At 71.9% G+C, this 25925-nt stretch carries 20 protein-coding genes; 15 read left to right on the forward strand and 5 right to left on the reverse strand.

Annotated features, from left to right (window positions below; translation table 11 throughout):
* Positions 1 to 293: 293 nt before the first annotated feature.
* From QCZ28_RS10490 to QCZ28_RS10500, 3 genes are read left to right on the forward strand one after another with little or no spacing between them, the layout of a single operon-like run.
* Entirely contained in the window at positions 294 to 899 is a 606-nt protein-coding gene (locus QCZ28_RS10490; protein WP_279516424.1) for a hypothetical protein, read from the forward strand.
* Positions 900 to 919: 20 nt separating this feature from the next.
* Entirely contained in the window at positions 920 to 1918 is a 999-nt protein-coding gene (locus QCZ28_RS10495; protein WP_279516425.1) for an RNA polymerase subunit sigma-70, read from the forward strand.
* A 5-nt stretch (positions 1919 to 1923) separates the two neighbouring features.
* Positions 1924 to 2655 (forward strand): DUF6069 family protein, encoded by a 732-nt coding sequence (locus tag QCZ28_RS10500; RefSeq protein WP_279516426.1) that lies wholly within the window; start codon positions 1924 to 1926, stop codon positions 2653 to 2655.
* A 15-nt stretch (positions 2656 to 2670) separates the two neighbouring features.
* Here QCZ28_RS10500 and QCZ28_RS10505 read toward each other — a convergent pair whose 3' ends face one another.
* The gene (locus tag QCZ28_RS10505; protein WP_279516427.1) at positions 2671 to 3438 is read right to left on the reverse strand and encodes an FCD domain-containing protein; all 768 of its coding nucleotides are present in this window, start codon (positions 3436 to 3438) and stop codon (positions 2671 to 2673) included.
* Positions 3439 to 3571: 133 nt separating this feature from the next.
* Between QCZ28_RS10505 and QCZ28_RS10510 the strand changes: the two genes are divergently transcribed.
* From QCZ28_RS10510 to QCZ28_RS10555, 10 genes are all read left to right on the forward strand, one after another.
* A complete protein-coding gene (locus QCZ28_RS10510) occupies positions 3572 to 4858 on the forward strand; it encodes a sugar ABC transporter substrate-binding protein (RefSeq protein WP_279516428.1) in 1287 nt (428 codons plus the stop codon).
* 75 nt (positions 4859 to 4933) lie between these two features.
* Positions 4934 to 5884, forward strand: coding sequence for a sugar ABC transporter permease (locus tag QCZ28_RS10515; RefSeq protein WP_279516429.1), 951 nt, complete (start codon positions 4934 to 4936; stop codon positions 5882 to 5884).
* A complete protein-coding gene (locus QCZ28_RS10520) occupies positions 5881 to 6696 on the forward strand; it encodes a carbohydrate ABC transporter permease (protein WP_279516430.1) in 816 nt (271 codons plus the stop codon). Before QCZ28_RS10515 ends, QCZ28_RS10520 begins: the two co-directional genes overlap by 4 nt.
* A gap of 7 nt (positions 6697 to 6703) precedes the next feature.
* Positions 6704 to 7852: a galactonate dehydratase gene (dgoD, locus tag QCZ28_RS10525; protein WP_279516431.1), complete on the forward strand. Its 1149-nt coding sequence runs from the start codon at positions 6704 to 6706 to the stop codon at positions 7850 to 7852.
* 32 nt (positions 7853 to 7884) lie between these two features.
* On the forward strand, positions 7885 to 9114 hold the full coding sequence (gene manD, locus QCZ28_RS10530) for a D-mannonate dehydratase ManD (protein ID WP_279516432.1): 1230 nt from the start codon (positions 7885 to 7887) through the stop codon (positions 9112 to 9114).
* On the forward strand, positions 9104 to 9697 hold the full coding sequence (locus QCZ28_RS10535) for a gluconokinase (protein ID WP_279516433.1): 594 nt from the start codon (positions 9104 to 9106) through the stop codon (positions 9695 to 9697). The genes manD and QCZ28_RS10535 overlap by 11 nt, the downstream gene beginning before the upstream one ends.
* 51 nt (positions 9698 to 9748) lie before the next feature.
* Positions 9749 to 11455 (forward strand): ABC transporter ATP-binding protein, encoded by a 1707-nt coding sequence (locus tag QCZ28_RS10540; RefSeq protein ID WP_279516434.1) that lies wholly within the window; start codon positions 9749 to 9751, stop codon positions 11453 to 11455.
* Positions 11452 to 13278 (forward strand): ABC transporter ATP-binding protein, encoded by a 1827-nt coding sequence (locus QCZ28_RS10545; protein WP_279516435.1) that lies wholly within the window; start codon positions 11452 to 11454, stop codon positions 13276 to 13278. Before QCZ28_RS10540 ends, QCZ28_RS10545 begins: the two co-directional genes overlap by 4 nt.
* 173 nt (positions 13279 to 13451) lie before the next feature.
* Positions 13452 to 14030, forward strand: a complete 579-nt coding sequence (locus QCZ28_RS10550; protein WP_279516436.1) for a sigma-70 family RNA polymerase sigma factor — start codon at positions 13452 to 13454, stop codon at positions 14028 to 14030.
* 21 nt (positions 14031 to 14051) lie between these two features.
* Complete coding sequence (locus QCZ28_RS10555) at positions 14052 to 15110, forward strand: beta-eliminating lyase-related protein (protein ID WP_279516437.1); 1059 nt, start codon at positions 14052 to 14054, stop codon at positions 15108 to 15110.
* 63 nt (positions 15111 to 15173) lie between these two features.
* Here QCZ28_RS10555 and QCZ28_RS10560 read toward each other — a convergent pair whose 3' ends face one another.
* Complete coding sequence (locus QCZ28_RS10560) at positions 15174 to 20636, reverse strand: carboxyl transferase domain-containing protein (protein ID WP_279516438.1); 5463 nt, start codon at positions 20634 to 20636, stop codon at positions 15174 to 15176.
* A gap of 299 nt (positions 20637 to 20935) precedes the next feature.
* On the opposite strand from QCZ28_RS10560, the gene QCZ28_RS10565 reads away from it, so the two are divergent.
* Both QCZ28_RS10565 and QCZ28_RS10570 read left to right on the forward strand, forming a co-directional pair.
* Positions 20936 to 22030 carry a winged helix DNA-binding domain-containing protein gene (locus QCZ28_RS10565; RefSeq protein ID WP_279516439.1) on the forward strand — a complete coding sequence of 365 codons (1095 nt, stop codon included), beginning with the start codon at positions 20936 to 20938 and terminating at the stop codon, positions 22028 to 22030.
* Between the two features lie 219 nt (positions 22031 to 22249).
* The gene (locus QCZ28_RS10570; RefSeq protein ID WP_279516440.1) at positions 22250 to 22984 is read left to right on the forward strand and encodes a cellulose binding domain-containing protein; all 735 of its coding nucleotides are present in this window, start codon (positions 22250 to 22252) and stop codon (positions 22982 to 22984) included.
* A 55-nt stretch (positions 22985 to 23039) separates the two neighbouring features.
* On the opposite strand, the gene QCZ28_RS10575 is transcribed toward QCZ28_RS10570, so the two are convergent.
* The 3 genes from QCZ28_RS10575 to QCZ28_RS10585 form a co-directional block, all read right to left on the reverse strand.
* Positions 23040 to 23837: an SAM-dependent methyltransferase gene (locus QCZ28_RS10575; protein WP_279516441.1), complete on the reverse strand. Its 798-nt coding sequence runs from the start codon at positions 23835 to 23837 to the stop codon at positions 23040 to 23042.
* Positions 23838 to 23963: 126 nt separating this feature from the next.
* A complete protein-coding gene (locus QCZ28_RS10580) occupies positions 23964 to 24620 on the reverse strand; it encodes a response regulator transcription factor (protein ID WP_279516442.1) in 657 nt (218 codons plus the stop codon).
* Entirely contained in the window at positions 24617 to 25912 is a 1296-nt protein-coding gene (locus tag QCZ28_RS10585; RefSeq protein ID WP_279516443.1) for a histidine kinase, read from the reverse strand. The genes QCZ28_RS10580 and QCZ28_RS10585 overlap by 4 nt, the downstream gene beginning before the upstream one ends.
* Positions 25913 to 25925: the final 13 nt, after the last annotated feature.

Consider the following 25925-nt stretch of genomic DNA (forward strand, 5'->3'; position numbering starts at 1 on the left):
GCGATCGACCAAGACACCGTTCGAGACGATTTCCGCCAGTCTGGAATACTCCGCTTGAGAACCAACCCCGTGGTTCCGGCTGAATTGACGCCCTCCGGAAGCATCGGGAGGTGCTGAGCGCGGAGGACACGCGGTGGCCGTCTTCATGCCCACGCCACGTCCAACGCTGACACTAAGTGACGTTGAAGTATCGGAAAGTGGCGATCGGGTTGACCGGGGGCTGCCGGACGTGCCGGCGAAGCGGACCGGCGCGACCGCCAGCCGGAAGTCCCACTGGCCGAGTTCGGCGGCCGTTGCCGTGCACGCCTCCGGTCCGCAGGAGCACGGCGTCGCCGGAGCGCACCCAGGCGAACGGCGAGGGCGGCTCCGCCCGGGACCCCGCCCACACCCGGGAACTCGTCCGTGACACCACCGTCTTCAACCGGTACTTCACCGCCGGCCAGTACGGCGCGGTGCAGGGACAGTTCGAGGCCGGCAAGGTCGACAACTCGTACTCGATGTTCGAGGCCGGTGGGGTCCGGCGGCTGGTCCTCACCCTGGCACTCTGGCCCCGGGTCGAGGCCGTGAACTGGGCCAGGAGCGTCGTCGCCACCAACCCCCGGCACAGCGTCATCGTCGTCACCCACGGCTACATCGACGACACCGCCGCCAACTCGCTGCGCACCTGGACCTACGCCCCGCACACCAAGCAGTCGTTCACCGAGTACCACAGGTCCGTCACCGGCCTCGGCTGGTTCGCTGAGGCGTACTCCATATCGAGGGCCGCCGGTCCGGTGACCCGCCGACTCAGCCAATCCGAGCAGACCAGGGCCCCTGACCGGGCCCTGGTCTGTTTTCGGGGGCGCACCCCGGTGATGAGTTGTCGGGTCCGCGCCCGTCATACCTCCGACAGGACATGACGAGGCGGAAGGATGACGTGATGAGTGCGGACACGCGGCTGGAGGAGCGGGGCGTGAGCGGTCTGGGCGAGGTCGACGAGCCGGCGTTCTCGGGGCTGGCGCAGCGGCACCGGCGGGAGCTGCACGTGCACTGCTACCGGATGCTCGGCTCGTTCGAGGACGCCGAGGACACGGTGCAGGAAACGTTCCTGCGGGCCTGGCGGCGGCGGGAGACCTTCGAGGGGCGGTCGACGTTCCGGGCGTGGCTGTACCGGATCGCCACCAACGCCTGCCTGGACCTGCTCGCCAAGCGCCGCCCGGAGCCGGCGACCGGCGGTGAGGTGCTGTGGTTGCAGCCCTACCCGGACCGGTTGCTCGACGAGCTGCCCGCTGGCGACGGGGACGAGCCGGAGAGCGTCGCCGTCGCGCGGGAGACGATCGAGCTGGCGTACCTGGTCGCGGTCCAGCACCTGGCGCCGCGTCCACGGGCCGTGCTGATCCTGCGCGACGTGCTCGGCTGGCCGGCGAAGGACGTCGCGGAGCTGCTCGGGGACTCGGTCAACTCGGTGAACAGCGCGCTGCAGCGGGCCCGTGCCGGCATGCGGGAGCACCTGCCCGCCGAGCGGCAGGACTGGGTCGGCGGCGACGAGGACGCCGGGACACGCGAGCTGGTGCGCCGCTTCACCGACGCCAGCGTGGCCACCGACGTCGACGCGCTCGCCACCATGCTGCGCGACGACGTCCGCTCCTCGATGCCGCCCACGCCGGGCCTGTCCGTCGGCCGCGACGCGGTGCTGAGCAGCTGGGTCGAGGACGGCTTCGACGCCATGACGGGCCTGCGCGCGGTGCCCACCTCGGTGAACCGGCAACCCGCTGTCGCCTTCTACCACTGGCGCGAGCAGGAGGGCGCGTACCTGCCGCTGACGATCGACGTCCTGCGCGTCACCGGCGGCGCGATCACCGAGGTCTTCATCTTCCACGCCGACCAGTTCCCGCGGCTCGGTCTGCCGCCGCGACTGCCGGCCGACGGCACGGAGTAGTCCCGATGCGGACGCTGACCCTGCCCGGTGGCGCCCGCGCGGCGGTGGTCGGGGCGCAGTGGTCCGACGCGTTCGCCGTCGTCACCAGCGGCCGGATCCAGTTGGAGCTGCGCGACGGCCAACCGGGGCCGGTCCTCGGACGCGACGCCGGGTTCTGGCTGCGCGGCACCGGCGTCCGCGCCCTGCGCAACCCCGGCCGCCGCACGGCGACGGTGCGCGTCTGTACGCCACGGGACGTCCCACGCCAGTCAACCGGTCCGGTACGCCAGCTCACCGTCGATGGAGACGCCATGACCAGCACAGAGGACACCCAGATCGCCGCGGCACCGGGCCAATCCCGCCGGGGTCACCGGCTGCGGCGGCTTGCCGGCACCGGCCTGGTCGCCACGCTCGCGGCGATGGTGGCCACCACCCTCGCCGCCGCGCTGGCCCGGGCCGTCGGCGTCGACTTCGCGATCCCCGATGGCGGCGGCGAGGCGATCCCGTTGGCCGGGTTCGCCGTGGTGACGGTCTTCTTCTCGGTGGTGGGCGTCGTCATCGCCGGCGCTCTCCTGTGGTGGAGTGCGCGCCCCGCCGACCGTTTCGTGTGGACGGCGGTGTCGCTGACCGCGCTCTCGCTGATCCCACCGTTCGTCTCGGGGGCGAACGCGGCCACCATCGCCGCTCTGCTCGGGCTGCACCTCGTCGCCGCGACGGTGATGATCCCGGTCCTGACCCGCAGCCTCCGTACCGACTGACGCACGCGCTGGTCGCTACCCGGTGCCGTGCTCGGGCCTGCCGGTCTGCTCCCACAGCGACTTCATCTCGTCGAAGGCCTGCTCCATCAGCTGCACCATCGCCTGCCGGGCGCGCTCACCGTCGCGCCGCTGGATCGCCTGGGCGACATCGGCGTGCATCTGGAGGGCCTGCTCGTGCGGGTGGTGCGGCATGAGGTGGTGCTTGTGCCGGCCGGTGAGCACCTCCGCGACCAGCTCCTGGAGCCGGACGAACATCTCGTTGCCGGAGGCGAGCAGGACCCGCCGGTGAAACTCGATGTCGAGGTGCAGGAAGCGTTCCTCGTCGCCGGCCTCGCCGGCCGCCCACATCTTCGCCGCCAACCCGACCAGGTCGCTCGCCTCGTCACGGCCGATCCGGCTGGCGGCCAGGAACGCCGCGTGCGGCTCGACGGCGGTGCGCAGTTCGGTGATCGACCGGAGCTGGGCCATCCGACCCGCCGAGGCGAGACGCCAGCGGATCACCTGCGGGTCGAAGACGTTCCACGCGCTCGCCGGCCGGATCAGCACGCCCACCCGTCGACGCGCCTCGATGAAGCCGATCGAGGCCAGCACCCGCAGCACCTCGCGGACGACCGAGCGGGACACCGCGTACCGCTCGACCAGCTCGTCGATGTTGAGGACCGACCCGGGGGGCAGTTCACCGCCGCAGATGGCGGTGCCGAGGTGGTCGAGGACGCGCGCGTGCAGCCCGGACTCGGCGGGGAGGGGCGGAGCGGCTGCAACCTCTGGTGAGGACGGTTCCACCCAAAGATCATATCATTTGCATCTACCTCTTGAGGTAATCAGCTTTTTCGGCCTAGCATCCCGATGTTAAGCGGATGTAACGCCGAGGTAGCGGCTCTCTCGGGGCGGCGGCCACGACAGAAAGAGAGACAGCGTGCGACGTCGACTGGTAATCGGCACTTCTCTGGCCGTGGTCGCCGCCATGAGCCTGACCGCCTGCGGTGGCGACGGCGGCGGCGAAGACTCCAAGACCGTTCGCGTGACACTCGTCAACCACGTGTGGACGGAGAACATCAGGAAGGCCCTGCCGGAGTTCGAGAAGCAGTCCGGCCTCACTGTCGACGTCACCCAGCTCGGTGAGGACCAGCTCTCCGACCAGTACAACGTCAAGCTGAACGCCGGCTCCGACGACATCGACGTGATGATGTACCGGCCCCTGCAGGAGGGGAAGCTGTTCGCCAAGAACAAGTACCTCGCCGACCTGAGCGAGAGGGTCAAGTCCGACAGCGCCTTCGAGGTCGGCGACTTCCAGGCCGGGCCGATGCAGGCGACGACCTACGAGGACAAGGTGGTCGGGCTGCCGATCATCACCGAGCAGGAGGTCCTCTACTACCGCAAGGACCTCCTGACGAAGTCCGGCTTCACCGCGCCACCGAAGACTCTCGACGAGCTCAAGGCGCAGGCCGCGAAGATCGAGGCCGACAACCCGGGCGTCGCCGGCTTCGTCGCGCGTACCGGCAAGGCCGCGGCTGTCACCCAGTTCTCCAGCTTCCTCTTCAGCTTCGGCGGCGACTTCGTGGACTCCAGCGGGAAGGCCACCGTCAACACCGAGCAGGCCAAGCAGGCCTACGCGTACTACGGCGGGCTGCTGCGCGACCACGGCCCGGAGAACATCAGCACCGACATGAGCTGGTCCGAGGCGATGGCCATCTTCACGCAGGGCAAGGCCGCCTTCTACACCGAGGCCAACTCGCTCTACAAGAACGCCACCGACCCGACCAAGTCCAAGGTCGTCGACACGGTCGGCTTCGCGGCCTTCCCGGCCGGCCCGGCCGGCTCGAAGCCGTACAACATTCCGTCCTGGGCGCTCGGGGTGAACGACAGCTCGGAGAACAAGGACAACGCCTGGAAGTTCATCCAGTGGGCCGCCGGCAAGGAGCAGGCGCTGGCACAGCAGACCGCCGGCGTACCCGGTGCCCGCACCTCGGTCTGGGCGAACCCGGCGGGTACCGCCTCCTACCCGAAGGACCTGGCCGAGGCGAACACCGCGAGCACCGCCAACGGTGTCGGCCACGACCGTCCGCTGGTGGTCAAGGTGGCCGAGGCGCGGGAGATCGTCGGCCAGCCGATCGTGGACGCGATCACCGGCAAGGACGCCGCCGCCTCGGCGGAGACGGCCAACGCGGCGTTCCAGAAGTTCCTCGACGACGAGGCGAAGTAGCCCGACCGCCGGGCGGCGGAGCCGACGGGCTCCGCCGCCCCGCCGGGACCTGACCCGCGAACCCGGAGACCCCTCATGTCAGCCGTCATCACCCCCCGCACCGACACGCCCGAGGCCCCTGCGGCGGTCCAGGAAGACTCCGCCTGGTCACGGTGGACGAACGAGCACCGCAAGTGGCTCTTCGCGGCGCCCGCCATGACGTTCGTCGCCGTGCTGATCATCTTCCCGGTGGCGTGGACCGGGTACCTGAGCCTGACCGACGCCGAGGGCTCGGTGCGCGCCGAGTCGGAGTTCATCGGCGTCCAGAACTACCTCGACGTGCTCACCGACACCGACCGGTTCTGGCCGGCGGTCTGGCGTACCGTCCTGTTCACCGGCGTCGTGCTGTTCTTCGAGGTCATCCTCGGCATGGCGATCGCCCTGCTGCTGTGGCGACCCTTCCGCGGTGAGAAGTGGGTCCGGGTCGCGATCCTCCTGCCACTGGTGGCCACCCCGGTGGCGGTCGGCATGATGTGGCGGCTGATCTTCGATCCCAACATCGGGATGGCGAACCAACTGCTCGGCTGGATCGGGATCGGCCCGCAGCCCTGGCTGGCCGGGCAGCACTCGGCCCTGCCGACCACGATGTTCATCGACATCTGGCAGTGGACCCCGATGGTCGTGCTGATTCTCCTCGCCGGGCTCACCTCGCTCTCCGACGAGCCCCAGGAGGCGGCCCGGATCGACGGTGCCAGCAGTTGGCAGCGGTTCCGGCACGTCACCCTCCCGCTGCTGATGCCGACGGTGATCGTCGCCATCCTGCTGCGCGGCATCGACGCGCTGAAGACCTTCGACATCCTCTACGCCACCAAGGGCCGCGGCGGCGGGTCGTTCCACGAGGTCGAGACCCTCAACGTGTACGCGTACGGCCTCAGCTTCGACTACAACGACTACGGCGTCTCGTCGACAGTCCTCATCATCTTCTTCCTGATCATCATCGGGGTGATGTGGGCCCTCACCTATCGCAAGAAGGGGCTGGGCCGATGAAGCCGAGCAAGCCGTACCGGGTGTTCCGCACCTCGGCGCTGGTGGTCGTGGTGTTCGCGCTGATGGCGCCGCTGCTCTGGATGATCGCCGCGTCGTTCAAGACCAACGTGGACATCTACGACACCGCCAAGGCGTTCGTCTTCTCGCCCAGCCTGAAGAACTACGAGACAGTTCTTCAGCAGGCCAACTATCTCCAGTTCATCGGCAACAGCCTCTGGGTGGCGTTCGCGGCCACCGCGCTCTCGCTCCTGCTCGGCGTGCCCGCCGCGTACTCGATGAGCCGGTTCACCATGAAGAAGTCCGCGCTCGTCGTGCTCATGGCCCGGGTGATCCCCGGCGTCTCGCTGCTGGTGCCCTGGTACTACGTCTTCTCGAACCTGAAGATGGTCGGCGGGTTCAGCGTGCTGATCCTGAGCCACATGTTCGTGTCGCTGCCGCTGATCGTCTACATCATGATGGGCTACTTCGACGGGCTGCCGGCCGAGTTGGAAGAGGCCGCCCTGGTCGACGGGCTGACCCACATCGGCGCGTTCCGGCGGATCACCCTCCCGTTGTCGGTGCCCGGCGTCGCGACCGCCGGCATCCTCTCCTTCATCTTCTCCTGGAACAACTTCATGTTCGCCCTGGTGCTCTCCGGCTCCGACACGAAGACGCTCCCCGTCGCGATCTTCGACTTCGTCGGTTACGCCAGCATCGACTGGGGCGGCCTGATGGCCGCCGCGACGGTGGTCACCCTGCCGATCATGCTGATCGCCCTGTTCGTGCAGAAGTACGTCGTCTCCGGCCTGACCGCCGGTGCCACGAAGGGCTGACCGGGTCATGACGAGGATCGCGAAGGTGGAGACCTTCCTGGTCGCGCCGCGTTGGCTGTTCGTCCGGATCGAGACCGAGTCCGGCATCGTCGGCTGGGGTGAGGCGACCTGCGAGGGCCGGTCCGAGACCGTACGCACGGCCGTCGACCAGCTCAGCGAACTGCTCACGGGTCGCGACGCGCTGCGTATCGAGGACCACTGGCAGGTGTTGACCAAGGGGTCCTTCTACCGCGGCGGCCCGATCCTGGCCAGCGCGGTGTCCGGTCTGGACCAGGCGCTCTGGGACATCGCCGGCAAGCACTACGGCGCCCCGGTGCACCAACTGCTCGGCGGGCCGGTCCGGGACCGGATCCGGGTCTACGGCTGGATCGGCGGCGACGAGCCCGCCGAGATCCGGGACCAGGTCAGCGCCCGGGTCGAGGCGGGCCTGACCGCGGTGAAGATGAACGCGTCCGGGCCGATGGGCGCGCTCGCCTCGGTCGCCGACCTCGACGCGGTGGTGCGGCGGGTGGCCGTCGCCCGTGAGGTTCTCGGCGACGACCGCGACGTCGCCGTCGACTTCCACGGCCGGTTCACCCTCGCCAACGTCCGGCGGGTGGCTCCGCTGCTGGAGCCGTACCGGCCGTTCTTCCTGGAAGAGCCGGTGGTGCCGGAGAACTCGCACCTGATCGGTGAGGTCGTCCGCTGCACCACCACCCCCATTTCGACGGGGGAGCGGCTCTACAGCCGGCAGGAGTTCCTGCCCGTGTTGCAGGCCGGCATCGCCGTGGCCCAGCCGGACCTCGCGCACGCCGGCGGCATCACCGAGGTTCGCAAGATCGCCACGCTGGCCGAGGCGTACGACGTGCAGCTCGCCCCGCACTGCCCGCTCGGGCCGATCGCCCTCGCCGCCTGCCTGCAGGTCGGCTTCGCCACCCCCAACTTCCTCATTCAGGAACAGAGCATCGGCATCCACTACAACCAGGGCGCCGAGGTGCTCGACTACTGCCTCGACCAGACTCCGCTGACCTTCGTCGACGGGTACGTGTCCCGACTGACCGCCCCCGGCCTCGGCATCGAGATCGACGAACACGCGGTGCGGACCGCGGACAAGCGCGGGCACGCCTGGCGCAGCCCCACCTGGCGGCACCCCGACGGCTCCTACGCGGAGTGGTGAGACCCCGACCGGCACTAACGGAAAGGCCCCCAGTGAAGATCGTCGCAGCAGACGTCATCGTGTCCAGCCCCGACCGGAACTTCGTCACCCTGAAGATCACCACCGACGAGGGGATCACCGGTCTGGGCGACGCCACGCTCAACGGCCGTGAACTCTCCGTCGCCTCGTACCTGCGCGACCACGTCGCCCCGCTGCTGATGGGGCGCGACGCGCACCGCATCGAGGACACCTGGCAGTTCCTGTACCGGTCGGCGTACTGGCGGCGGGGCCCGGTCACCATGGCCGCCATCGCCGCGGTGGACGTCGCGCTCTGGGACATCTTGGCCAAGGCCGCCGGCATGCCGCTGTACCAGCTGCTGGGCGGCGCGTCCCGCACCGGCATCATGGCGTACGGGCACGCCTCGGGTCGCGACCTTCCCGAGCTGTTCGACTCGATCCGCCGCCACCTCGACGAGGGTTTCCGGTCGATCCGGGTGCAGACCTCGGTGCCGGGCATCAACGCGGTCTACGGCGTGGCCGCGCAGCCCAGCGCCACCGGCCAGCGCTACGACTACGAACCCGCCCAGCGCACCCCGCTGCCCGCCGAGGAGGACTGGGACACCCGCGCGTACCTGCGCCACCTGCCGTCGGTCTTCGAGGCGGTACGCAACGAGTTCGGCCCGGAGTTGCCGCTGCTGCACGACGGGCACCACCGGATGACGCCGATCCAGGCCGCCAAGCTCGGCAAGGCCCTCGAACCGTACGACCTGTTCTGGCTGGAGGACTGCACCCCGGCCGAGAACCAGGAGGCGCTGCGGTTGGTCCGCCAGCACACCACCACCCCGCTGGCCATCGGCGAGGTCTTCAACACGGTGTGGGACTACCAGACCCTGATCCGCGAGCAGCTGATCGACTACGTCCGGTCCGCCGTCACCCACACCGGTGGCATCACCGCCATGCGCAAGCTGCTCGACTTCGCCGCCCAGTACCAGATCAAGTCCGGCATCCACGGCCCCACCGACATCTCCCCGGTGGGTATGGCGGCGGCGCTGCACCTGGACCTGGCCATCCACAACTTCGGGATCCAGGAGTACATGAAGCACACCCCGCTGGCCAACGAGGTGTTCCGGCAGTCGTTCACCTTCACCGACGGCTACCTGCACCCGGGCGACCAACCGGGGCTCGGGGTGGAGCTCGACGAGGAGGCGGCGGCCCGGTTCCCGTACGAGCCGGCGTACCTGCCGTTCAACCGGCTCAAGGACGGCACGGTCCATGACTGGTGAGCTGCGCGGCGCCCGGCCCACCCGGCACGTCGTGGTGATGGGCGTCTCCGGAGCCGGCAAGACCACCGTGGCACGCGGGATCAGCGCGGTGACCGGGCTGACGTTCGCCGAGGCGGACGAGTTCCACTCCCCGGAGAACGTGGCGCGGATGCGGTCCGGCGTGCCGCTGGACGACGCCACCCGGGCGCCCTGGCTGCGGGACATCGCCGCGTGGATCGCCGACCGTGGCGCGGAGGGTCGTTCGACGGTGCTCGCCTGCTCGGCGTTGAAGCGGTCGTACCGCGACGTGCTCCGTCAGGGCCCGCTCCCTGTGGACTTCGTGCACCTGGACGGGCCGGCGGAGGTCATCAGGGCGCGGCTGACCCGGCGCGAGGGGCACTACATGCCGGCCAGTCTGCTGGAGTCGCAGCTGGCCACGTTGGAACCGGCTGGGCCGGACGAGTCGGTGCTCGTCCTCGATCTCTCGTCGGCCCCGGAGGTCCTGGTCGCGGCGGCCGTCAAGGGTCTCGGCCTGCCCGGTCCGGTGTCGGGTGGTGAGCACCGGGCCCGCGCCTCCGACCCCACGCCCGAGATGTTAGGTTAGCCTGCCCTAATCATCTGTGGAGTCCGCCGCCGTGCCCTCATCGATTCGCGCATGACAGTCGCCGAGACCACCGGCGGTGCGGTGCTGCGTCGCGCGCTGCGTCGACAGCGCGCCCGGGTGGCAGCGGGCATCGCGCTGCTCTGCACCCACCAGGCCACCGAAGCCCTCGTCCCGGTGGCCATCGGCGTGGTCATCGACCGCGCGGTGGCCACCGGGGACGTCCGCGCCCTGCTGCTCTCGCTGGCCGGGCTGGCCGCCCTGTTCACGGTGCTCGCCTTCGCGTACCGGGCCGGCGCGCGACTGGCGTTCGCCGCCGTCGAACACGAGGCGCACGCCACCCGGGTCGAGATCGTCCGCAGCGCCCTCGATCCGCGGGGACGCCGCTCGGGCCTGCGCGACGGCGAACTGCTGTCCGTGACGGCCTCCGACGCGGAGCTGTCCGCGCTCGTCGTGCGTGTCGCCGGGCTCACCGCCGCCGCGCTCACCGCCATCGTGGTCGCCGCCGTCGCCCTGCTCGTCGTCGACGTCCCGCTCGGCCTCGGGGTGCTCATCGGCGTACCTCTGCTCGTCGTCGCCCTGCAGCGGATGGCGCCGCTGCTCACCCGGCGCAGCACGTCGCAGCAGGAGGCGCTCGCCGCCACCACCGCCCTCGCCGTCGACCTCGTCACCGGCCTGCGCGTGCTGCGCGGCATCGGCGCACAGGACCACGCCGCCCGCCGGTACGCGGGGGCCAGCCGCCACGCGCTCGACGTCACCCTGCGCGCCGCCACCACCAAGGGCCTGCACCTCGGGCTCACCACCACCGTCAACGGCCTCTTCCTCGCGACGGTCGCCGCAGTCGCGGGCTGGCTCGCGTTGCAGGGCCGACTCACCATCGGCGAGCTGGTGGCGGTGGTCGGGCTGGCCCAGTTCATCGCCGAGCCGGTGCAGACGCTCGGGTACTGCGTCCAGCTGTTCGCCATGGCCCGCGCCTCCGCGGGGCGGGTCGCCCGGGTCCTCGGTGCCCCGCCGGTCGTCCAGCCGGGTGACGCCGGACCGCCCGCCCCGGGCCCGTCTCGGCTCGCCCTCGACGCGGTCAGCTACGCGGGCCTCGACGACGTCACCCTGCACGTCCGGGCCGGCGAGATCCTGGGCGTGCTCGCCTACGACCCGAGCGACGCCGAGGCGCTGGTCGCGTTGCTGGCCGGCCGGGTGCCCCGCGCAGAGCACCGGGGCACGCTCCGCGTCGACGGCATGCCCGCCGACGAGCTGCACATCGACGCCGCGCGCGCCACGGTCCTCGTCGAGCAGCACGACGTGGCGCTGTTCGAGGGGACGCTGCGCGCCAACCTGTGCGCCGGGACCTCCGTCGACGACGAGGTCCTGCGTGCCGCCGTCCGCGCCGCCGCCGCCGAGGACGTGCTCGCCGCGCACCCGCACGGACTGGACCGCCTGCTCACCGAACGCGGCGCGAACCTCTCCGGCGGGCAGCGGCAGCGGATCGGGCTGGCCCGGGCCCTCGTCGCCGACCCGCCGGTGCTGGTGCTGCACAACCCCACCACGGCGGTCGACGCGGTGACCGAAGGGCTGCTCGCCGCGCGACTGGCCACGGCTCGGGGGACGGGAACCCGGGGCACGGTGCTGATCACCACCAGTCCGGCGCTGCTACGGATCACCGACCGGGTCGCGGTGATCGACCGGGGACGGGTCGTCGCCGAGGGCCCGCACGAGCTGTTGCTCGCCAGCGACGCCCGCTACCGCGAGGAGACCCTGCGATGACGGCCGAGCCGACCAGCCGGCACCTGCTGCCGACGGCCACCGGCCGGCAGACCTGGGCCGCCCTGCGTACCGAGCTGGCCCTCCTGCCGGGGCTCAGCGCCGTCGCCGGCACGTTGCTGGTCGCCGCAGCCGCGACCGGGCTCGTCGCCCCCTGGGTGCTCGGCCGCCTCGTCGACGACGTCATCGCCGGCACCGACACGCCGACGGTGCTGGCCTGGGCCGGTGTGATCGCGGGCGCCGCAGTGCTCGCGGGGCTCCTCACCGCGGCCGGCGCCGCGGTCGCCGCGCGCCTCGGCGAGACCGTGCTGGCCCGACTCCGGGAACGGGTCCTCGACCGCGCCCTGCACCTGCCGTCGGCCACCCTGGAACGGGCCGGCACCGGGGACCTGGTGGCCCGTGCCGGCGACGACGTGGCAGTGGTGACGAACGTGATCGCCACCAGCGGCCCCGCCTTCCTCGGCGCGCTGCTGTCCGTGGTGCTGACCGCGGCCGGGCTCTTCGCCCTCGACTGGCGGCTGGGCATCGCCGGGTTGGTCGCGGCCCCGGCGTACGCGCTGGCGCTGCGCTGGTACCTCCGGCGTTCCGTGCCGTACTACGCCCGGGAGCGGGTGGCGACGGGCGAGCGGGCGCAGGCGACCGCCGAGGCGCTGCGGGGCGCGGCGACAGTGCGCGCCTACCGGATGGAGGACGCCCACGTCGCCCGGATCGCGGACCGCTCCGGCGTCGCCCGCGACCTGTCCCTGGAGATCTTCGGCCTCTACACCCGCTTCGGGCTGCGCATCAACCGCTCGGAGTTCGTGGGGCTCGCCGCCGTGCTGCTCGCCGGCTTCCTGCTGGTCCGCGGCGACCTGGCCACCGTCGGTGCCGCCACCACCGCCGCGCTCTACTTCCACCGCCTCTTCAACCCCATCGGCCTGCTGCTGTTCGAGTCGGACTCGGTGTTGCAGGCCGGGGCCAGCCTGGCCCGACTCGTCGGGGTCACCACCCTGCCGGACACCGCGGCCCCCAGCGACGCCGAGCCCACCCGCCGCGATCGGGCCGAACCGGCGGCACTGGAGGTGACCGTCGCGGAGCACCGCTACGACGACGGGCCGGTCGTGCTGCGTGACATCACCCTGCGGCTCAACCCCGGGGAGCGCGTCGCTCTCGTCGGCGCGAGCGGCGCGGGCAAGAGCACCCTGGCCGGCATCATCGCCGGCATCATCGCGCCCACCCACGGTGCGGTCACCCTGCGCGGCGTGCCGCTGGCTGAGCTCGACGAGCACCACCTCCGTCGCGAGATCGCCCTGATCAGCCAGGAGGTGCACGTCTTCGCCGGTCCGCTCGCCGACGACCTGCGCCTGGCCGCCCCGGACGCCACCGACGCCGAGATCGCCACCGCGCTCGACCGGGTCGGCGCCACCGAGTGGGTGCGGGGCCTGCCGGACGGCCTCAACACCCCGGTGGGGGAGGGCGGCAGACAGCTCACCTCGGCCCAGGCCCAGCAGCTCGCGCTGGCCCGCCTCGTCCTCGCCGATCCGGCGGTGGCGGTCCTCGACGAGGCCACCGCCGAGGCGGGCAGCGCGGGCGCCCGCGACCTCGACCGCGCCGCGGTGGCCGCCACCGAGGGCCGTACCACGCTGGTCGTCGCCCACCGTCTCAGCCAGGCGGCCACCGCGGACCGCATCGTCGTCCTGGACCACGGGCGCGTCGCGGAGCACGGGACGCACGGCGAGCTGCTCAGCGCCGGGGGCGGATACAGCCAGCTGTGGCGGTCGTGGCGCATGCCCGACCTCGCGGTGCCGAGAGAACGCGAGAGCGCGGACCAGCCCGTTCCGCGCTGAGCGGCCCGCTGGCGCTCGTCGCGTCGGACATCCGCCAGATCAGTCGAAGGTGGGACGCCCGGGAACTTTTCCGGCCCCGGCGGCGACCACCAGAGTGCGCGGCCGACCGGCGGCGTTCCGACGACGGCATCTCGGCATGAAGGAGCGCCCGGTGGCACACAGGACGGTGGTCGGTGCGCAACGGTGTCGTTGACGACGACCAGGTGACCAGGTGGGCGCGGCAGGCGGGTCAGGGCGACGGGCAGGCCGCCACGGCGTTCATCCGGGCACTGCAGGACCAGGTCTGGCGGTTCCTGTCGCACCTGGCCGGGCCGGGGGAGGCCGACGACCTGACCCAGGAGACGTTCCTGCGGGCATTTCGCAACCTGCCCGGCTTCGCCGGCCGCTCGTCGGCCCGCACCTGGGTGTTCACCATCGCCCGGCGCGTCGCCGTGGATCACGTCCGGACGGCGGTGGCCCGACCGAGGACGGCGTCGGTGCCGGACTGGCAGGCGGCGGCCGAGGCCGCCGGTGCGATCACCACCGGCGCCGACGAGGAAGTGACGCTGCACCAGCTGATCGCCGGCCTGACCCGGGAGCGGCGTGAGGCGTTCGTCGCCACCCAGGTGCTCGGCCTGTCCTACGCCGAGGCCGCGGACGTCTGCCAGTGCCCGGTCGGCACGATCCGCTCCCGGGTCGCCCGCGCCCGCGAGGACCTCGTCGCGGCCTGGCAAGCCGACACCGACCCGGGCCCGGAGCGACGAACCGGCTGAGGGTGGATGGATACTGCCGCGATGACTGTTCGGCGTTCCCTGTTTCTGCACTCGGAGCTGCGCCGTCGACCGCACGACATCCTGCGGTCGATGCTGGCCCAGGTCGACCCGGCCACGCCGCCGCACGGACCGGACGGGCCGGTGGCCACCCTCGAACGGCGGGTGGCCTCCCTGCTCGGCACCGACGAAGCCCTGTTCTTCCCCACCGGGACGATGGCCCAGCAGGTGGCCCTGCGCATCCACGCCGACCGGCGCGGCAGGCGGGCCTTCGCCGCCCACCCGCAGTGTCACCTGGAGGTCTGGAAACAGCAGGGGTACGCCGTCGTGCACGGGCTGCGCTTCCAGCCGGTCGGCGACCGCAACCGACTGATGACACTGGCCGATCTCACCGCCGTCGCCGAACCACTCGCGGCGGTGCTCTGGGAGCTGCCGCAACGCGACATCGGCGGAGTGCTGCCGCAGTGGGACGACCTCGTCGCGCAGACCGAGGCGATGCGTGCGCGCGGAGCCGCCATCCATCTTGACGGCGCCCGCCTGTGGGAGGCGCAGACGTACTACCAGCGGCCGTTCGCCGAGATCGCCGCGCTGTTCGACACCGCTTACGTCTCGTTCTACAAGGGACTTCAGGGTGTCGGCGGCGCCGCGCTCGCCGGGGACACCGCACTGGTGGCCGAGGCCCGGGTGTGGCGTCGCCGCCTCGGCGGCGACGTCTACGACGCGTGGCCGCTGGCCCTCACCGCGCTGCACGGCCTGGACACCCTGCTGCCCCGGCTACCGGCGCACCGGGAGCACGCGGTGGCGATCGCGGCGGCCATCAACGCCGACGGGGCGGCCCGCGCCTACCCGGACCCACCGCAGACGCCCCTGTTCCACGTCCATCTCCCGGTCGGGCCGGACGCCGCGACGCGGGCCGCCGACGCGCTGCTCGCCGCCGACGGGGTGGAGTTGTTCGGCCGCGTACGCTCGGCGCCGGCACCGGACCGGTGCTCGTTCGAGGTCAGCGTCGGCGAGAACGCCCTGGACCTCACCCCCGACGAGGTCGTCGGGTTCCTCCACGACCTGCTGCGCCACGCCAGCTGAAACGGGGCGGGCCCGGTTCCTGGTCGACCAGGAACCGGACCCGCCCCGCCCGGTCTCGCTGGGTCACCCCAGGCGAACCTCGATGGCCTCGATGATGCGTGGCCGCAGCTCGGCGGCGCGGATGACGGCGTCCACCGAGCCGACCTCGACGGCGCGGTGGATGTTGTGCACCCGATCGAACTCGGCGGCCACCTCGCTGAGCTTCTCCGCGCGTACCGACGAACGCAGCTCGTCGAGTTCCGCGGTCAGCGCGGCGCGTTCGGTGCCGGCCGCGGCGCCGGCGCGGGCCTCCAGGTCCCGCACCCGCGGGTCGGCCGACGTACGGGCGTTGACGTCGGCGGAGAACACCACCGCGGCGGCGGGTGCGCCACCGAGCACGGAGGCGAACGAGCCCTCCAGCGCCAGCACCGTCATGTTCGGGTTCAACGCCTTCGAGAACACCACGAACGCGCCGCCGTGGTAGCGCGAGATCACGCAGAAGACGATGGGACCCCGGAAGTTCACGATCGCCCTGCCGATCTCGGCGCCGTACTCCAGTTGCAGCTTGCGCATCGACTCCGGTGAGCCGTCGAAGCCGGACAGGTTCGCCAGCACGACGAGCGGCCGGTTGCCGCTGGCCGCGTTGATCGCCCGTGCGGCCTTCTTCGACGAGCGCGGGAACAGCGTGCCCGCCGTGTAGGTGTCCGGGCCGTCGGTGGGCGGGAAGCCGTGCCGTGGCACCGACCGGGACTCGATGCCGAGCAGGCAGACCGGGATACCGCCGAGGTGGACGTCCTGCACGACGGCGGTGTCCGCGTCGGCCATGCCGGCCCAGCGCTCCAGCACCGGGTGGTCCTGGTCGGCGAGGGCCCGCATCACCGTCCGGATGTCGAACGGCTTCTTGCGGTCCGGGTTGGCCTCGGCGGAGAAGATCTCCCCGACGGTGGCGAAGGCGCTGCCGGGCACGTCGTGCGGGAAGTCGGAGATGTCCCGGTCGGCCGGGTCGGCGGTGACCGCCCGCCGGGGCGCGTCCTCGCCGGGCGCGACGTACGTGTGGTCGTAGTGCGCCATCACCACGTCCCGTGCGGCGGTCAGGTTCGGCGCCCAGTACTGCGCCTGCCCGTTCGGCCCCATCACCCGGTCGTAGCCGCCGATGCCGAAGTTGTCTTCGGCCGACACCCCACCGGAGAAGTCGAGCGACTGCTTGCCGGTGAGCACCATCGCCGAGTCGGGCGTCATCACCAGGATGCCCTTGGTGTGCATGAGCATCGTCGCCTCGGCGTTCCAGTACGGCTGCGCGCCGACGTTGATGCCCGCGACCACGATGTTGATCTCACCGCCGGCCTGGGTGAACTCGACGATCCGCTTGAGGGCGGCCGCCACCCAGTCCATGTTCTCCGTACCGGAGGTCATCGAGATCCGCGCCCCGGCGGACAGCGCCCACCACTCCAGTGGCACCCGCATCCGCTCGGCCAGGTCGAGTGCGGCGATCACGCGCCGGCACTCCGGCTCCGACAGGGCGCCCAGCGACTTCGTCGGGTCGCCCAGCAGCACCACCCGGGTGACGCCCTGTGGGTGCCGCTCGGTCGGCGTGGTGACCACCCCGGCCACGATGGCGGCGGCGTTGCGCCCCTTCGGCCGGTCCACCGGCGTCAGCACGTGGTCATCGTCGAGGTCGTACTCGACGAAGTCACCGAGCCGGCCGGTCAGCTCGTACGGGTACACGGTGTTGCGGCTGCTGGCCCGCAGCACCTTGAGCCGGTACTCGTCGAGCGGCTCGATCGGCTCGACCGGCGGCTCCCCGACGGCCAGCTCGGCCCCGCCCGCGGCGTCGAACGAGATCCGTACGGCGATCCTGGTCAGCTCGCCGGTGCGGCGGTCGCGCTGCCGCGCGATGAACAGGATCTCCTCCAGGCCGGCGCCCGCTGTCGTCGGGCGGACCCGCCCGGCGATCATCTCCATCTCCTCGCGGGTCAGCTCGCTCGGCGGCCACACGTAGACCACGATGCGGTTGGTGTTGAAGCGCGTCTTCGACGGCCGACGCGACTGGGCGCGGCGGATCGAGTCGAGGCAGGCGGCGATCGCGTCCTCGGTGGTCGGCAGCGCGACCAGGCGGCCGTCCTGCTCCCGCAGCTCGGTGAGGTCGCGCACCTGCGCGAACGCGACGAGGCGCTCGTCGGCCCGGTTCTCCCGCGCCACGCACTGGAAGAGGTAGACCTCCTCGTCCGACGACGGCAGGCGGGTCAGGTCGAACTTGTGCAGCCGCTCCAACTGCATCCGCTGCGCGATGTACGGGTGCAGCCCACGGATCAGCCGGTCCTCGGTCAGCTGGTCACCCGACGGGCGGAAGGTGAAGTGGTGGTGCATCACCGCACCGCCGCGACCCGCGACGGTGGTGGTCACCCGCCGGACCTGGGGCGGCAGCGGGTGCGCGGCGACGACCTCGGCCAGCGCCGCCGCCATCGCGTCGAAGTCCTCCGGCTGGTTCTCCCAGCCGAGGTAGATGTCGGCGTCCACGGCGTCCTCGCCGGCGGCCAGCTCGGCCAGCCCGCGCAGGGCGCTGCCCAGCGCGTCGAAGCGCACCGCGGCGGAGACCACGCTCGAGTCGGCGCGTTCGGCGACGACGAACGTGCAGTCCGCGACGGCGCGGGTACGCACGCTGGTGAGCGACCGGTTGCCGTAGTACCGCCGGGTCAGCACCTCCAACATGACCGCATTGTCGAGGTGGTCCCGGACGAGTCGCTGGCCGAGCAACCGGACCAGCGGCTCGGTGCTGCGTACCATCTCGGCGATGCGCTCGGCGCGGTCCGGCGCGTCCGGCTGCGCGTCCAGGTGCCGCAGGTGGCCACGGACCTCGGCGTAGACGCGGGCGCGGTTGCGGCGCAGCAGCGGCTGGGCGAACCAGGCGAACACCACGCCACGCGCGAGGTCCGCGACCACCGGGAAACGGACCTGCGTCGCGGCGATCAGCCGCTCCAGGGCGAGGCCCGCCGGCTCGCGCAGCGTCTCGTCCGGCGGAGTCTCCCGCAGCCAGGCGCGCAGCAGCGCCGCGATGACCCGCGCGTCCGCGGACGCGCGTTGCTGGGCGAGGAAGATCCGGAAGACGGCGGCCTCAAGGGCGGGGGTGCGGTCCAGGTCGGTGACGCCGTAGCGGCTGAGCGCCTTGCCGAGCCTGGTCTGGAAGGCGTCCGGCAGCCCGGCCCGCTCGACGTCGAGGCTCTGCAGGTAGGTGTGGAAGTACTCCCGGGCGGAGTGGACGTGCGCGGCGCCGCCGTCCTCGCCCGTCGGCCGGTTGCGGCTCAGCTCGGCGAGATCGGCGAACACCTCGATGAGGTCGAGTTCGGCGGCCAACGTGGACTGGCCGGCCTCGATGGCCGTCCGCCGCGCGGTGAGGTAGCCGTCGAGCACCCGGCTGTCGTCGTGCGGGTCGACGTCGAAGCCGAGCAGCAGACCGCGCAGGTCCTCCTGACCGCGCCTGCTGCGCTCGGACGCCGGAACGTCCGTGGCGGCGCTGGGCAGGTCCAGTTCGACGGTGTCGGCGGTCGGGTCGCCGGCGGTCTCCTCGGCGTCGTCCGCGAGCGGCTCCAGGCGCAGCAGCGGCGCGCCCGCCTCCACCTGGCTGCCCACCGAGACGGCGCACTCCTTCAGCCGCGCCTTGAACGGCGCCCGCAGCACCGTCTCCATCTTCATCGCTTCCAGCACCAGCACCGGCGCGCCCGCCTCGACCTCGGCGCCGATCTCCAGTGGCGTGGCGACGACCAGCGCGGGCATCGGGGAGCGCAGGACACCGCCCTCGTCCCGGCTGACCCGGTGCGTCACGCCGTCCACCTCGACCAGGTGGGTCGGCCCGTACGTGCCGGTGAGCAGCCGGTAGCGGACGCCGTTGACGACGATCTGACCGGTGTGCCGGTCGAAGCGGTCGAGTTCGACGTCGGCGGTCCGCACGACCGGACCGGTCTCGATGCCGACCCGGAAGCGGTGCGCGCCGACGCGGGCCACCCGGGTGCGGTAGGAGACGCCGCGCAGCTTGAGGTCCAACGGTCGGCCGCTGGCGTGCTGCACCTGCGGACGTCCACCGGCCGCCGTCGACAGCAGCCGCTGCCGCTCGACGCGCTCCTCCTCCTCGTACGCCTCGATGGCGGCGGCCGCCAGGGCGACAGCGGAGTGCCGGTGCGTGACGAGCCGGCCCTCGCCGCGGACCCGGTCGATCCAGCCGGTGTCCGCGCTGGCGTCGATCACCTCGGGCTGGTCGAGCAGGTCGAGCACGAAGCTCTTGTTCGTCGCCCCACCTTCGATGATCACCGTGGTGTTCGCCATGGCCCGGCGCAGCTTGCCGAGCGCCTCGTCACGGTCGCGGCCGTACGCGATGATCTTCGCGATCATCGAGTCGAAGTCGGCCGGGATGGTGTCGCCCTCGCTGACACCGGTGTCCACCCGGATGCCGGGGCCGCTGGGCAGGTCCAACCGGGCGATGCGGCCGGGCGACGGCGCGAAGTCACGGTCGGGGTCCTCGGCGTTGAGCCGCGCCTCGATGGCGTGCCCGCGCTCGGCCGGCGGCGCACCGACGAGGCGTCCACCGGTAGCGACGTGCAGCTGTGCCTTGACCAGGTCGAACCCGGTGGTCAGCTCGGTGATCGGGTGTTCGACCTGCAGGCGGGTGTTGACCTCGAGGAACGCGAACAGCCGGTCACCGGGGTGGTAGAGGAACTCGACGGTCGCCGCGCCGCGGTAACCGACCGCCACGGCCAGCCGCTCGGCCGACGTCTTCAGCTCGGCGGCCTGCGCCGGGTCGAGCACCGGCGACGCCGACTCCTCGATGACCTTCTGGTTGCGTCGCTGCACCGAGCAGTCGCGGACACCGAGCGCCCACGCGGTGCCCTGCCCGTCGGCGATCACCTGGACCTCGACGTGCCGGGCCCCGGTGACCAGGCGCTCCAGGAAGACGATGCCGCTGCCGAACGCCCGTGCCGCCTCCTGGCTGGTGCGCTCGTACGCGTCGACCAGCTCGGCCTCGTTCCTGATCACGCGGATGCCGCGCCCACCACCCCCGGCGGTCGCCTTCAGCATCAGCGGGTAGCCGATCTCGGCCGCCGCGGACCGGGCGGCGGCAAGGGTCTCGACAGCGCCACGGCTCCAGGGCGCGACCGGCACGCCGACCTTCTCGGCGATCAGCTTCGAGCCGATCTTGTCGCCGAGCTGGCGCATGGCGTCCGCGCTCGGCCCGACGAAGGTGACGCCGATCTTCTCGCACAGCTCGGCGAACGCCGGGTCCTCGGCGACGAAGCCCCAGCCGACCCAGGCGGCGTCGGCCCCGGTCTCGGTCAGGGCGCGCTCCAGCACCGCCAGGTTGAGGTACGGACGGGCTGACGCCGGGCCGAGATCGTAGGCGATGTCCGCTTCGCGGACGAATGTGGCGTTGCGGTCGACGTCGGTGTAGAGAGCCACCGTTTCGAGCTGGATGCCGGTCTCCGCGGCCAACTCGCGGACCGCGTGGATGAGCCGCATGGCGGCTTCACCACGGTTGACGATGGCGACACGGTTGAACACCCGAAAGACCCCTTAGCTAGACCTCGACCTGCATGCAGCGAGACGACGGCTCCCCGCAGTGATCACCTTTCCGCGTGGCGGCGGCCAGCGCTATGGCGCAACCACCGAACCGACAGTCGCTCAGTTGTAGGAAGTGCACAAAACTTTTTGGCGTCCCCGGGGAGGGCGTCGACCTCCACCGACCCACCCCGGCCGGGACCGCCACGGTACCCGCCATGGGCGCAGCGGCGGCCACGCGCCGGCGGCGCACCTGGAACTGTCACCCCCGGTCGGACAATCAGGTCGACCGAAGGGACCCGATGACAGTTCTCGACACCCGGGCGCTCAACCGCGCGACGCTCGCCCGGCAGCTGCTGCTCGACCGCGCCGACCTGCCGGCCCTCGACGCCGTCGCCCACCTCGGTGGTCTCCAGGCCCAGGAGCCGCAGGAGCCGTTCATCGGGCTCTGGTCGCGGCTGCGCGCGTTCGACCCGACGGTGCTGTCGACGCTGCTGACCGAGCGCCACGTGGTGCGGACGCACCTCATGCGCCGCACCGTCCACCTGCTCACCGCCGACGACGCCGTGGCCTGGCGCCCCCGCCACGACACCATGCTGAGACAGCGGGTGCTCGCTGTCTATCGCGGCGCGCTCGACGGGGTGGATCTCGACGACCTCACCGCTGCCGCCCGGGCGTTGATGGCCGACGGCGAGCCGCGCTCGATGCCGGAGATCGGGCGGGCGCTCGGCGAGCACTGGCCGACGTCGGAGCCACGGGCGTTGGGCGAGATGGCTGTCGCACTGCTCCCGATGGCACAGCTGCCGCCGCGCGGGGTGTGGCGGGCGAAGGCGGGCGTGCGCTACGCCCTGCTCACCGCGTGGCTCGACCGGGAGCTCGACCCGTCGAGCGCGCAGAGCGCCGATCCGGTCGGTCAGGTGCTCGTACGCCGCTATCTGGCCGCCTTCGGCCCGGCTGCCTCGGCCGACCTGCGCGCCTGGTGCGGTCTCGCCGGGCTGCCGGCTGCGGTGACCGCGATGCGCGACGAGCTGGTCACCTTCCGCGACGAGCGCGGCCGGAAGCTGATCGACCTCCCCGACGCGCCGCGCCCCGACCCGGAGACGCCCGCACCGGTGCGGTTCCTGCCGGCGTTCGACAACGCGATCCTCGGCTACGACGACCGCAGCCGGATCATCGACGACGCGCACCGTCTCCTCTCGGTGGCCGGCGAGCGCGTGGTGCTCGTCGACGGCCGGGTCGCGGCGACCTGGACCGTCGAGTCGGGCACGGTGACCGTCAGCCCACTGCGGGGGCTCTCCCCGGCCGAGCGGGAGGCCGTGGGGGAGCAGGGGCAGGCACTCGCGTCCTTCCTCTCCGAGCACGAGAGCGACCGGGTCCGGGTCGATCCGTCTCCCTGACGACGGACGGCGGGATCGGGTTGTATCGATGCCTGTCGACTGCCATGCTGTGGTTCGGTAGTGCTCGGGGAGCCAGCGCGCACCAGTTCTCCTCCGGTCCACAGGGCGCACGAGGTGGCCACGTCACCCGTGCCGGGCAGCCTCGTCGGCGACCGGAAGCCCGAGCGCGGCACCGGCCACCCCCTCGGTCATCGGTGCCCGGCAACCACGGAGGTACCGATGCTCCGCATGTTCCTCGCTGTCACGACCATGGCGCTGGCCGCCTGGACCGGAACGACCACCGCCGCCGAGGCGACACCCACGCCGTCTTCCACCCCGACACCGTCGGCGACACCGACGCCGACCTGCCCACCGGCGTTGCCGATCAGCGCGAGCGTGGCCGGGGCCACCACCACGAGCCTGACCATCTCGTACTCCATCTTCTTCCGCCCACCCTGCGGCTACGACCCGCCGATGACCGTCAGCCTCTTCACCAGTCGCGAGGACGCCCAACAGTGGCGGGCCGTCGTCGCCGAGAGTGTCTCCGGGCCGGAGCGCAACGGCTCGGTGACCATCGACCGGCTGACGCCCGGCACCGAGTACTGGTACCGGTTCACCGACGTGGAGGGCCGGCGGGACCCGTACGTGGTCGCCTCGGGGCGCACCGCCGCGCTGACCTCGTGCCGTGCGACGGCCACGATCGACACCCACTGGGGCGGCGGTTTCGTCGCGACGGTCACCGTCCGCAACACCGGGACGCTGCCGCTGGACCGGTGGCGCGTCTCCTGGCGGTGGTCCGGTGACGAGCGGGTCCAGGCGGCCTGGGGCGGGGTGGCCGAGACGGCCGGCATCGACGTCATGGTGCGCAACGCGTCGTACAACGGGGCGTTGGCGCTGGACGCGGCGACGACCTTCGGTCTGCTCGTGGCGACCAGTGCGGTGCCCGACGGCCTGACCCTGACGTGTGAGCGGTGAACGACGTCCGCCCCGCTCCGCGTCGACGGCGGGAGCGGGGCGGACGTCGTGCCGGTCAGGGCTTGCGGGCCACCGCGCCGTAGGCGTCGATCCCCACGGCGTCGGGAGTCTCCGGCCGCCACAGCGGGATCGGCACCAGGCCCGGCTCCACCATCATCAACCCGTCGAAGCAGCTTTCGAGCTCCTCCGGGCTGCGCAGGATGTACGGGACCCCGCCGCTCTGCGCCAGCCGCTCGGCACCGGAGACCACCGCCGGGCTGGTGTTGGTGCCGTCCCAGAGCACCAGGTGCGAGCCGGACGGCACCGCGTCCATCGTGCGCCCGACGATCGAGCGCACCACGTCCAGGTCGGGCTCGTAGCCCATCACACCCATGTACATCACGGCGATGGGCTGGTTGAAGTCGAGCGTCTGCGCCGCCTCGGCGAGGATCTTCTCCGGGTCGTGGTAGTCGGCCGGAACGTAGGTGGTGACCCCCTCCGACGTCGTGCTGGCCAGCAGCGCCCGCGCGTGCACCAGCACCATCGGGTCGTTGTCCACGTAGACGATGCGCGAGTCGGGCGCGACGGCCTGGGCGACCGCGTGCGTGTTCTGCATGGTGGGCAGGCCGGTGCCGATGTCCAGGAACTGCCGGATGCCCGCCTCGGCCGCGAGGTGGTGGACCGCCCGCACCAGGAACACGCGGGACTGCTGTGCCATGAGGACGATCTCCGGGTAGACCTCGGCGACGGCGTCGCCGGCCGCCCGGTCGGACTGGAAGTTGTCCTTGCCACCCATCCAGTAGTTCCAGATCCGTGCCGCGTGCGGCACGTCGGGCTGAAGTTTCGCGGCGAGTTCGGGGTCCGGGCCGGCCATGCCTGGCTCCTATCGAGGGGTCGTCAGCTGGAGGTCACCACGGCGGTACGACCGGGATCGTACTCCGGGGGTGTCCACACTCGACCGGCGGTGGACGCACCGCCGGCCTGCGAATCGGGGCCGCTGTCACCGGTGGACCACCCCGTTCTCGTACGCCCACACGACGGTCTGCAGCCGGTCCCGGGCGCCGATCTTCGCCATCGCCCGCCCGAGGTGTGACTTGACGGTGCTGGTCTCGATGAAGAGCTGCTCGGCGATCTCGACGTTCGACAGGCCCTGCGCCAGCAACTCCACGATCTCGGTCTCCCGCGCGGTCAACTGGTGCGCCGCCGCGGCGTCGGAGCGGGGAGCGGGCGTGCGCCTGGCGAACTCCGAGATCACCCGACGGGTGACGGCCTGGTCGACGAGTCCGTAGCCGCTGGCCAGGCGACGGATCGCCTCGATCAGGTCCTCGGGCTCACAGTCCTTGAGGATGAATCCGCTGGCACCGGACTCCAACGCGCCGAAGACGTACTCGTCGAGGTCGAAGGTCGTCACGACGAGCACCGCCGGTGGCGTCCCGGTCGCCTCGGCGACGATCCGCCGGGTAGCGGTGAGCCCGTCGCCGTGCGGCATCCGGACGTCCATGCAGATGACGTCCGGTTGCAGCCGGCGGGCCAGTTCCACAGCGGCGGACCCGTTCGACGCCTCCGCCACGACCTCGATCCCACCGTCCTGTTCCAGGATGACGCGGAAGCCGGCGCGGACGACGGCCTGGTCGTCGACGAGCATCACTCTGATCATGCTGGGGCCTCTTCCGTCGGCCGTGAGGTGGCGGCACCGTTCGTCGGGAGTGTCGCGGTGACTGACCAGCCACCGGCAGCCGTCGGCCCGGCGGTGAACGTCGCCCCGATCAGCTGGGCGCGTTCGCGCATGCCCACCAGGCCGACACCACCGGCTCGCGCCGCCGGCACGCGCCGCGGCGCGGCCGGGTCGTTCACCACCTCCAGCGACACCGAGCGGGGCGCGAAGCGGAGCACCACCCGTGCCGCGGCGCCCGGAGCGTGCTGGCGGGCGTTGCTGAGCGACTCCTGCGCGATCCGGTAGAGCGCGACGTCGGCGATCGGCGGCACCTCGCGGTGTTCGCCCTCCCGGACGAACTCCACCGCGCCGGCGAGGTTGCCAGCGGTGCGTACCAGGTCGTCGAGCATGCCCAGCCCCGGGACCGGCGCGGCACCGTCGGCGCCCTCGTGCCCCGGTCTGCCGCGCAGCACACCGACGACCAGCCGCAGGTTGTCCAGGGTCTCCTTGCCCTGACTGCGGATCCAGGCCACGCCGGCCTTCGCGGCCGCCGGGTCCCGGTCGATCAGCCGCTCGACTGCGGCGGCCTGCACGACCATGCCGGAGAGGTGGTGGGCCGCCACGTCGTGCAACTCCCGGGCCATCCGGGAGCGCTCCGCGCCGATCGCCGCCTGGACCTTCGTGTGCTGCTCCCGGATCGCCTCGTCCGCGCGTACCCGGACCAGCTCGACGTAGCGCCGGTGGGTGGCCACGTAACCGCCGACGAAGGTCGCGCTGGCGTAGGTCAGGGCGCTCGCCGAGACGTACGCGAGTGCCGTCAGCCCATCCGGGATCAGCACGACCGCCGCCCCGACCGACTCCACCGCCACGGCCGCCCCGACGGCCAGCAGCGCACGCCGAACCGGCAGCAACGACCCGACGGTGTACGCCGCGATGAACGGGGCGATGCCCCGGATCGTCGCCTCCTCGGGCAGGGATACGCCGATGATGGGCAGTTGAAGGCCGACGATGAGCCCGAGGCAGAGCAGTGGTCGGACCCGACGCAGGCACAGCAGCATCGCCTGCGCGCTGCACACGGCGATGAGCAGCCAGGCCCGCGCCGGGTCGAACGTCACCCCCTCCGCCGGTGCGACGAACCGGAACAGCACCGTCAGCAGGACGAACGTCGAGACGGTCAGCGTCGCCGCCAGCAGGCAGTCGCGGGGGAACACTCCGGTCAACCCGAGCCGGTTGAGCCGTCCGTCGAGCCATTTCGTCAGTCGGGTGCCGGGTTCGGTGTCGGTGTGATCCCTCATGCGGTGCGCATCC

Source organism: Micromonospora sp. DH14, from assembly GCF_029809455.1.
Taxonomy (GTDB): Bacteria; Actinomycetota; Actinomycetes; order Mycobacteriales; family Micromonosporaceae; genus Micromonospora; species Micromonospora parva.

Coding starts and splice junctions, on each gene's coding strand:
- QCZ28_RS10495 (WP_279516425.1), top strand. CDS start 920: ATGAGTGCGGACACGCGGCTGGAGGAGCGGGGCGTGAGCGGTCTGGGC.
- QCZ28_RS10555 (WP_279516437.1), top strand. CDS start 14,052: ATGACTGTTCGGCGTTCCCTGTTTCTGCACTCGGAGCTGCGCCGTCGA.
- QCZ28_RS10585 (WP_279516443.1), bottom strand. CDS start 25,912: ATGAGGGATCACACCGACACCGAACCCGGCACCCGACTGACGAAATGG.
- QCZ28_RS10565 (WP_279516439.1), top strand. CDS start 20,936: ATGACAGTTCTCGACACCCGGGCGCTCAACCGCGCGACGCTCGCCCGG.
- QCZ28_RS10535 (WP_279516433.1), top strand. CDS start 9,104: ATGACTGGTGAGCTGCGCGGCGCCCGGCCCACCCGGCACGTCGTGGTG.
- QCZ28_RS10540 (WP_279516434.1), top strand. CDS start 9,749: ATGACAGTCGCCGAGACCACCGGCGGTGCGGTGCTGCGTCGCGCGCTG.
- dgoD (WP_279516431.1), top strand. CDS start 6,704: ATGACGAGGATCGCGAAGGTGGAGACCTTCCTGGTCGCGCCGCGTTGG.
- QCZ28_RS10580 (WP_279516442.1), bottom strand. CDS start 24,620: ATGATCAGAGTGATGCTCGTCGACGACCAGGCCGTCGTCCGCGCCGGC.
- QCZ28_RS10570 (WP_279516440.1), top strand. CDS start 22,250: ATGCTCCGCATGTTCCTCGCTGTCACGACCATGGCGCTGGCCGCCTGG.
- QCZ28_RS10520 (WP_279516430.1), top strand. CDS start 5,881: ATGAAGCCGAGCAAGCCGTACCGGGTGTTCCGCACCTCGGCGCTGGTG.
- QCZ28_RS10545 (WP_279516435.1), top strand. CDS start 11,452: ATGACGGCCGAGCCGACCAGCCGGCACCTGCTGCCGACGGCCACCGGC.
- QCZ28_RS10500 (WP_279516426.1), top strand. CDS start 1,924: ATGCGGACGCTGACCCTGCCCGGTGGCGCCCGCGCGGCGGTGGTCGGG.
- QCZ28_RS10515 (WP_279516429.1), top strand. CDS start 4,934: ATGTCAGCCGTCATCACCCCCCGCACCGACACGCCCGAGGCCCCTGCG.
- QCZ28_RS10575 (WP_279516441.1), bottom strand. CDS start 23,837: ATGGCCGGCCCGGACCCCGAACTCGCCGCGAAACTTCAGCCCGACGTG.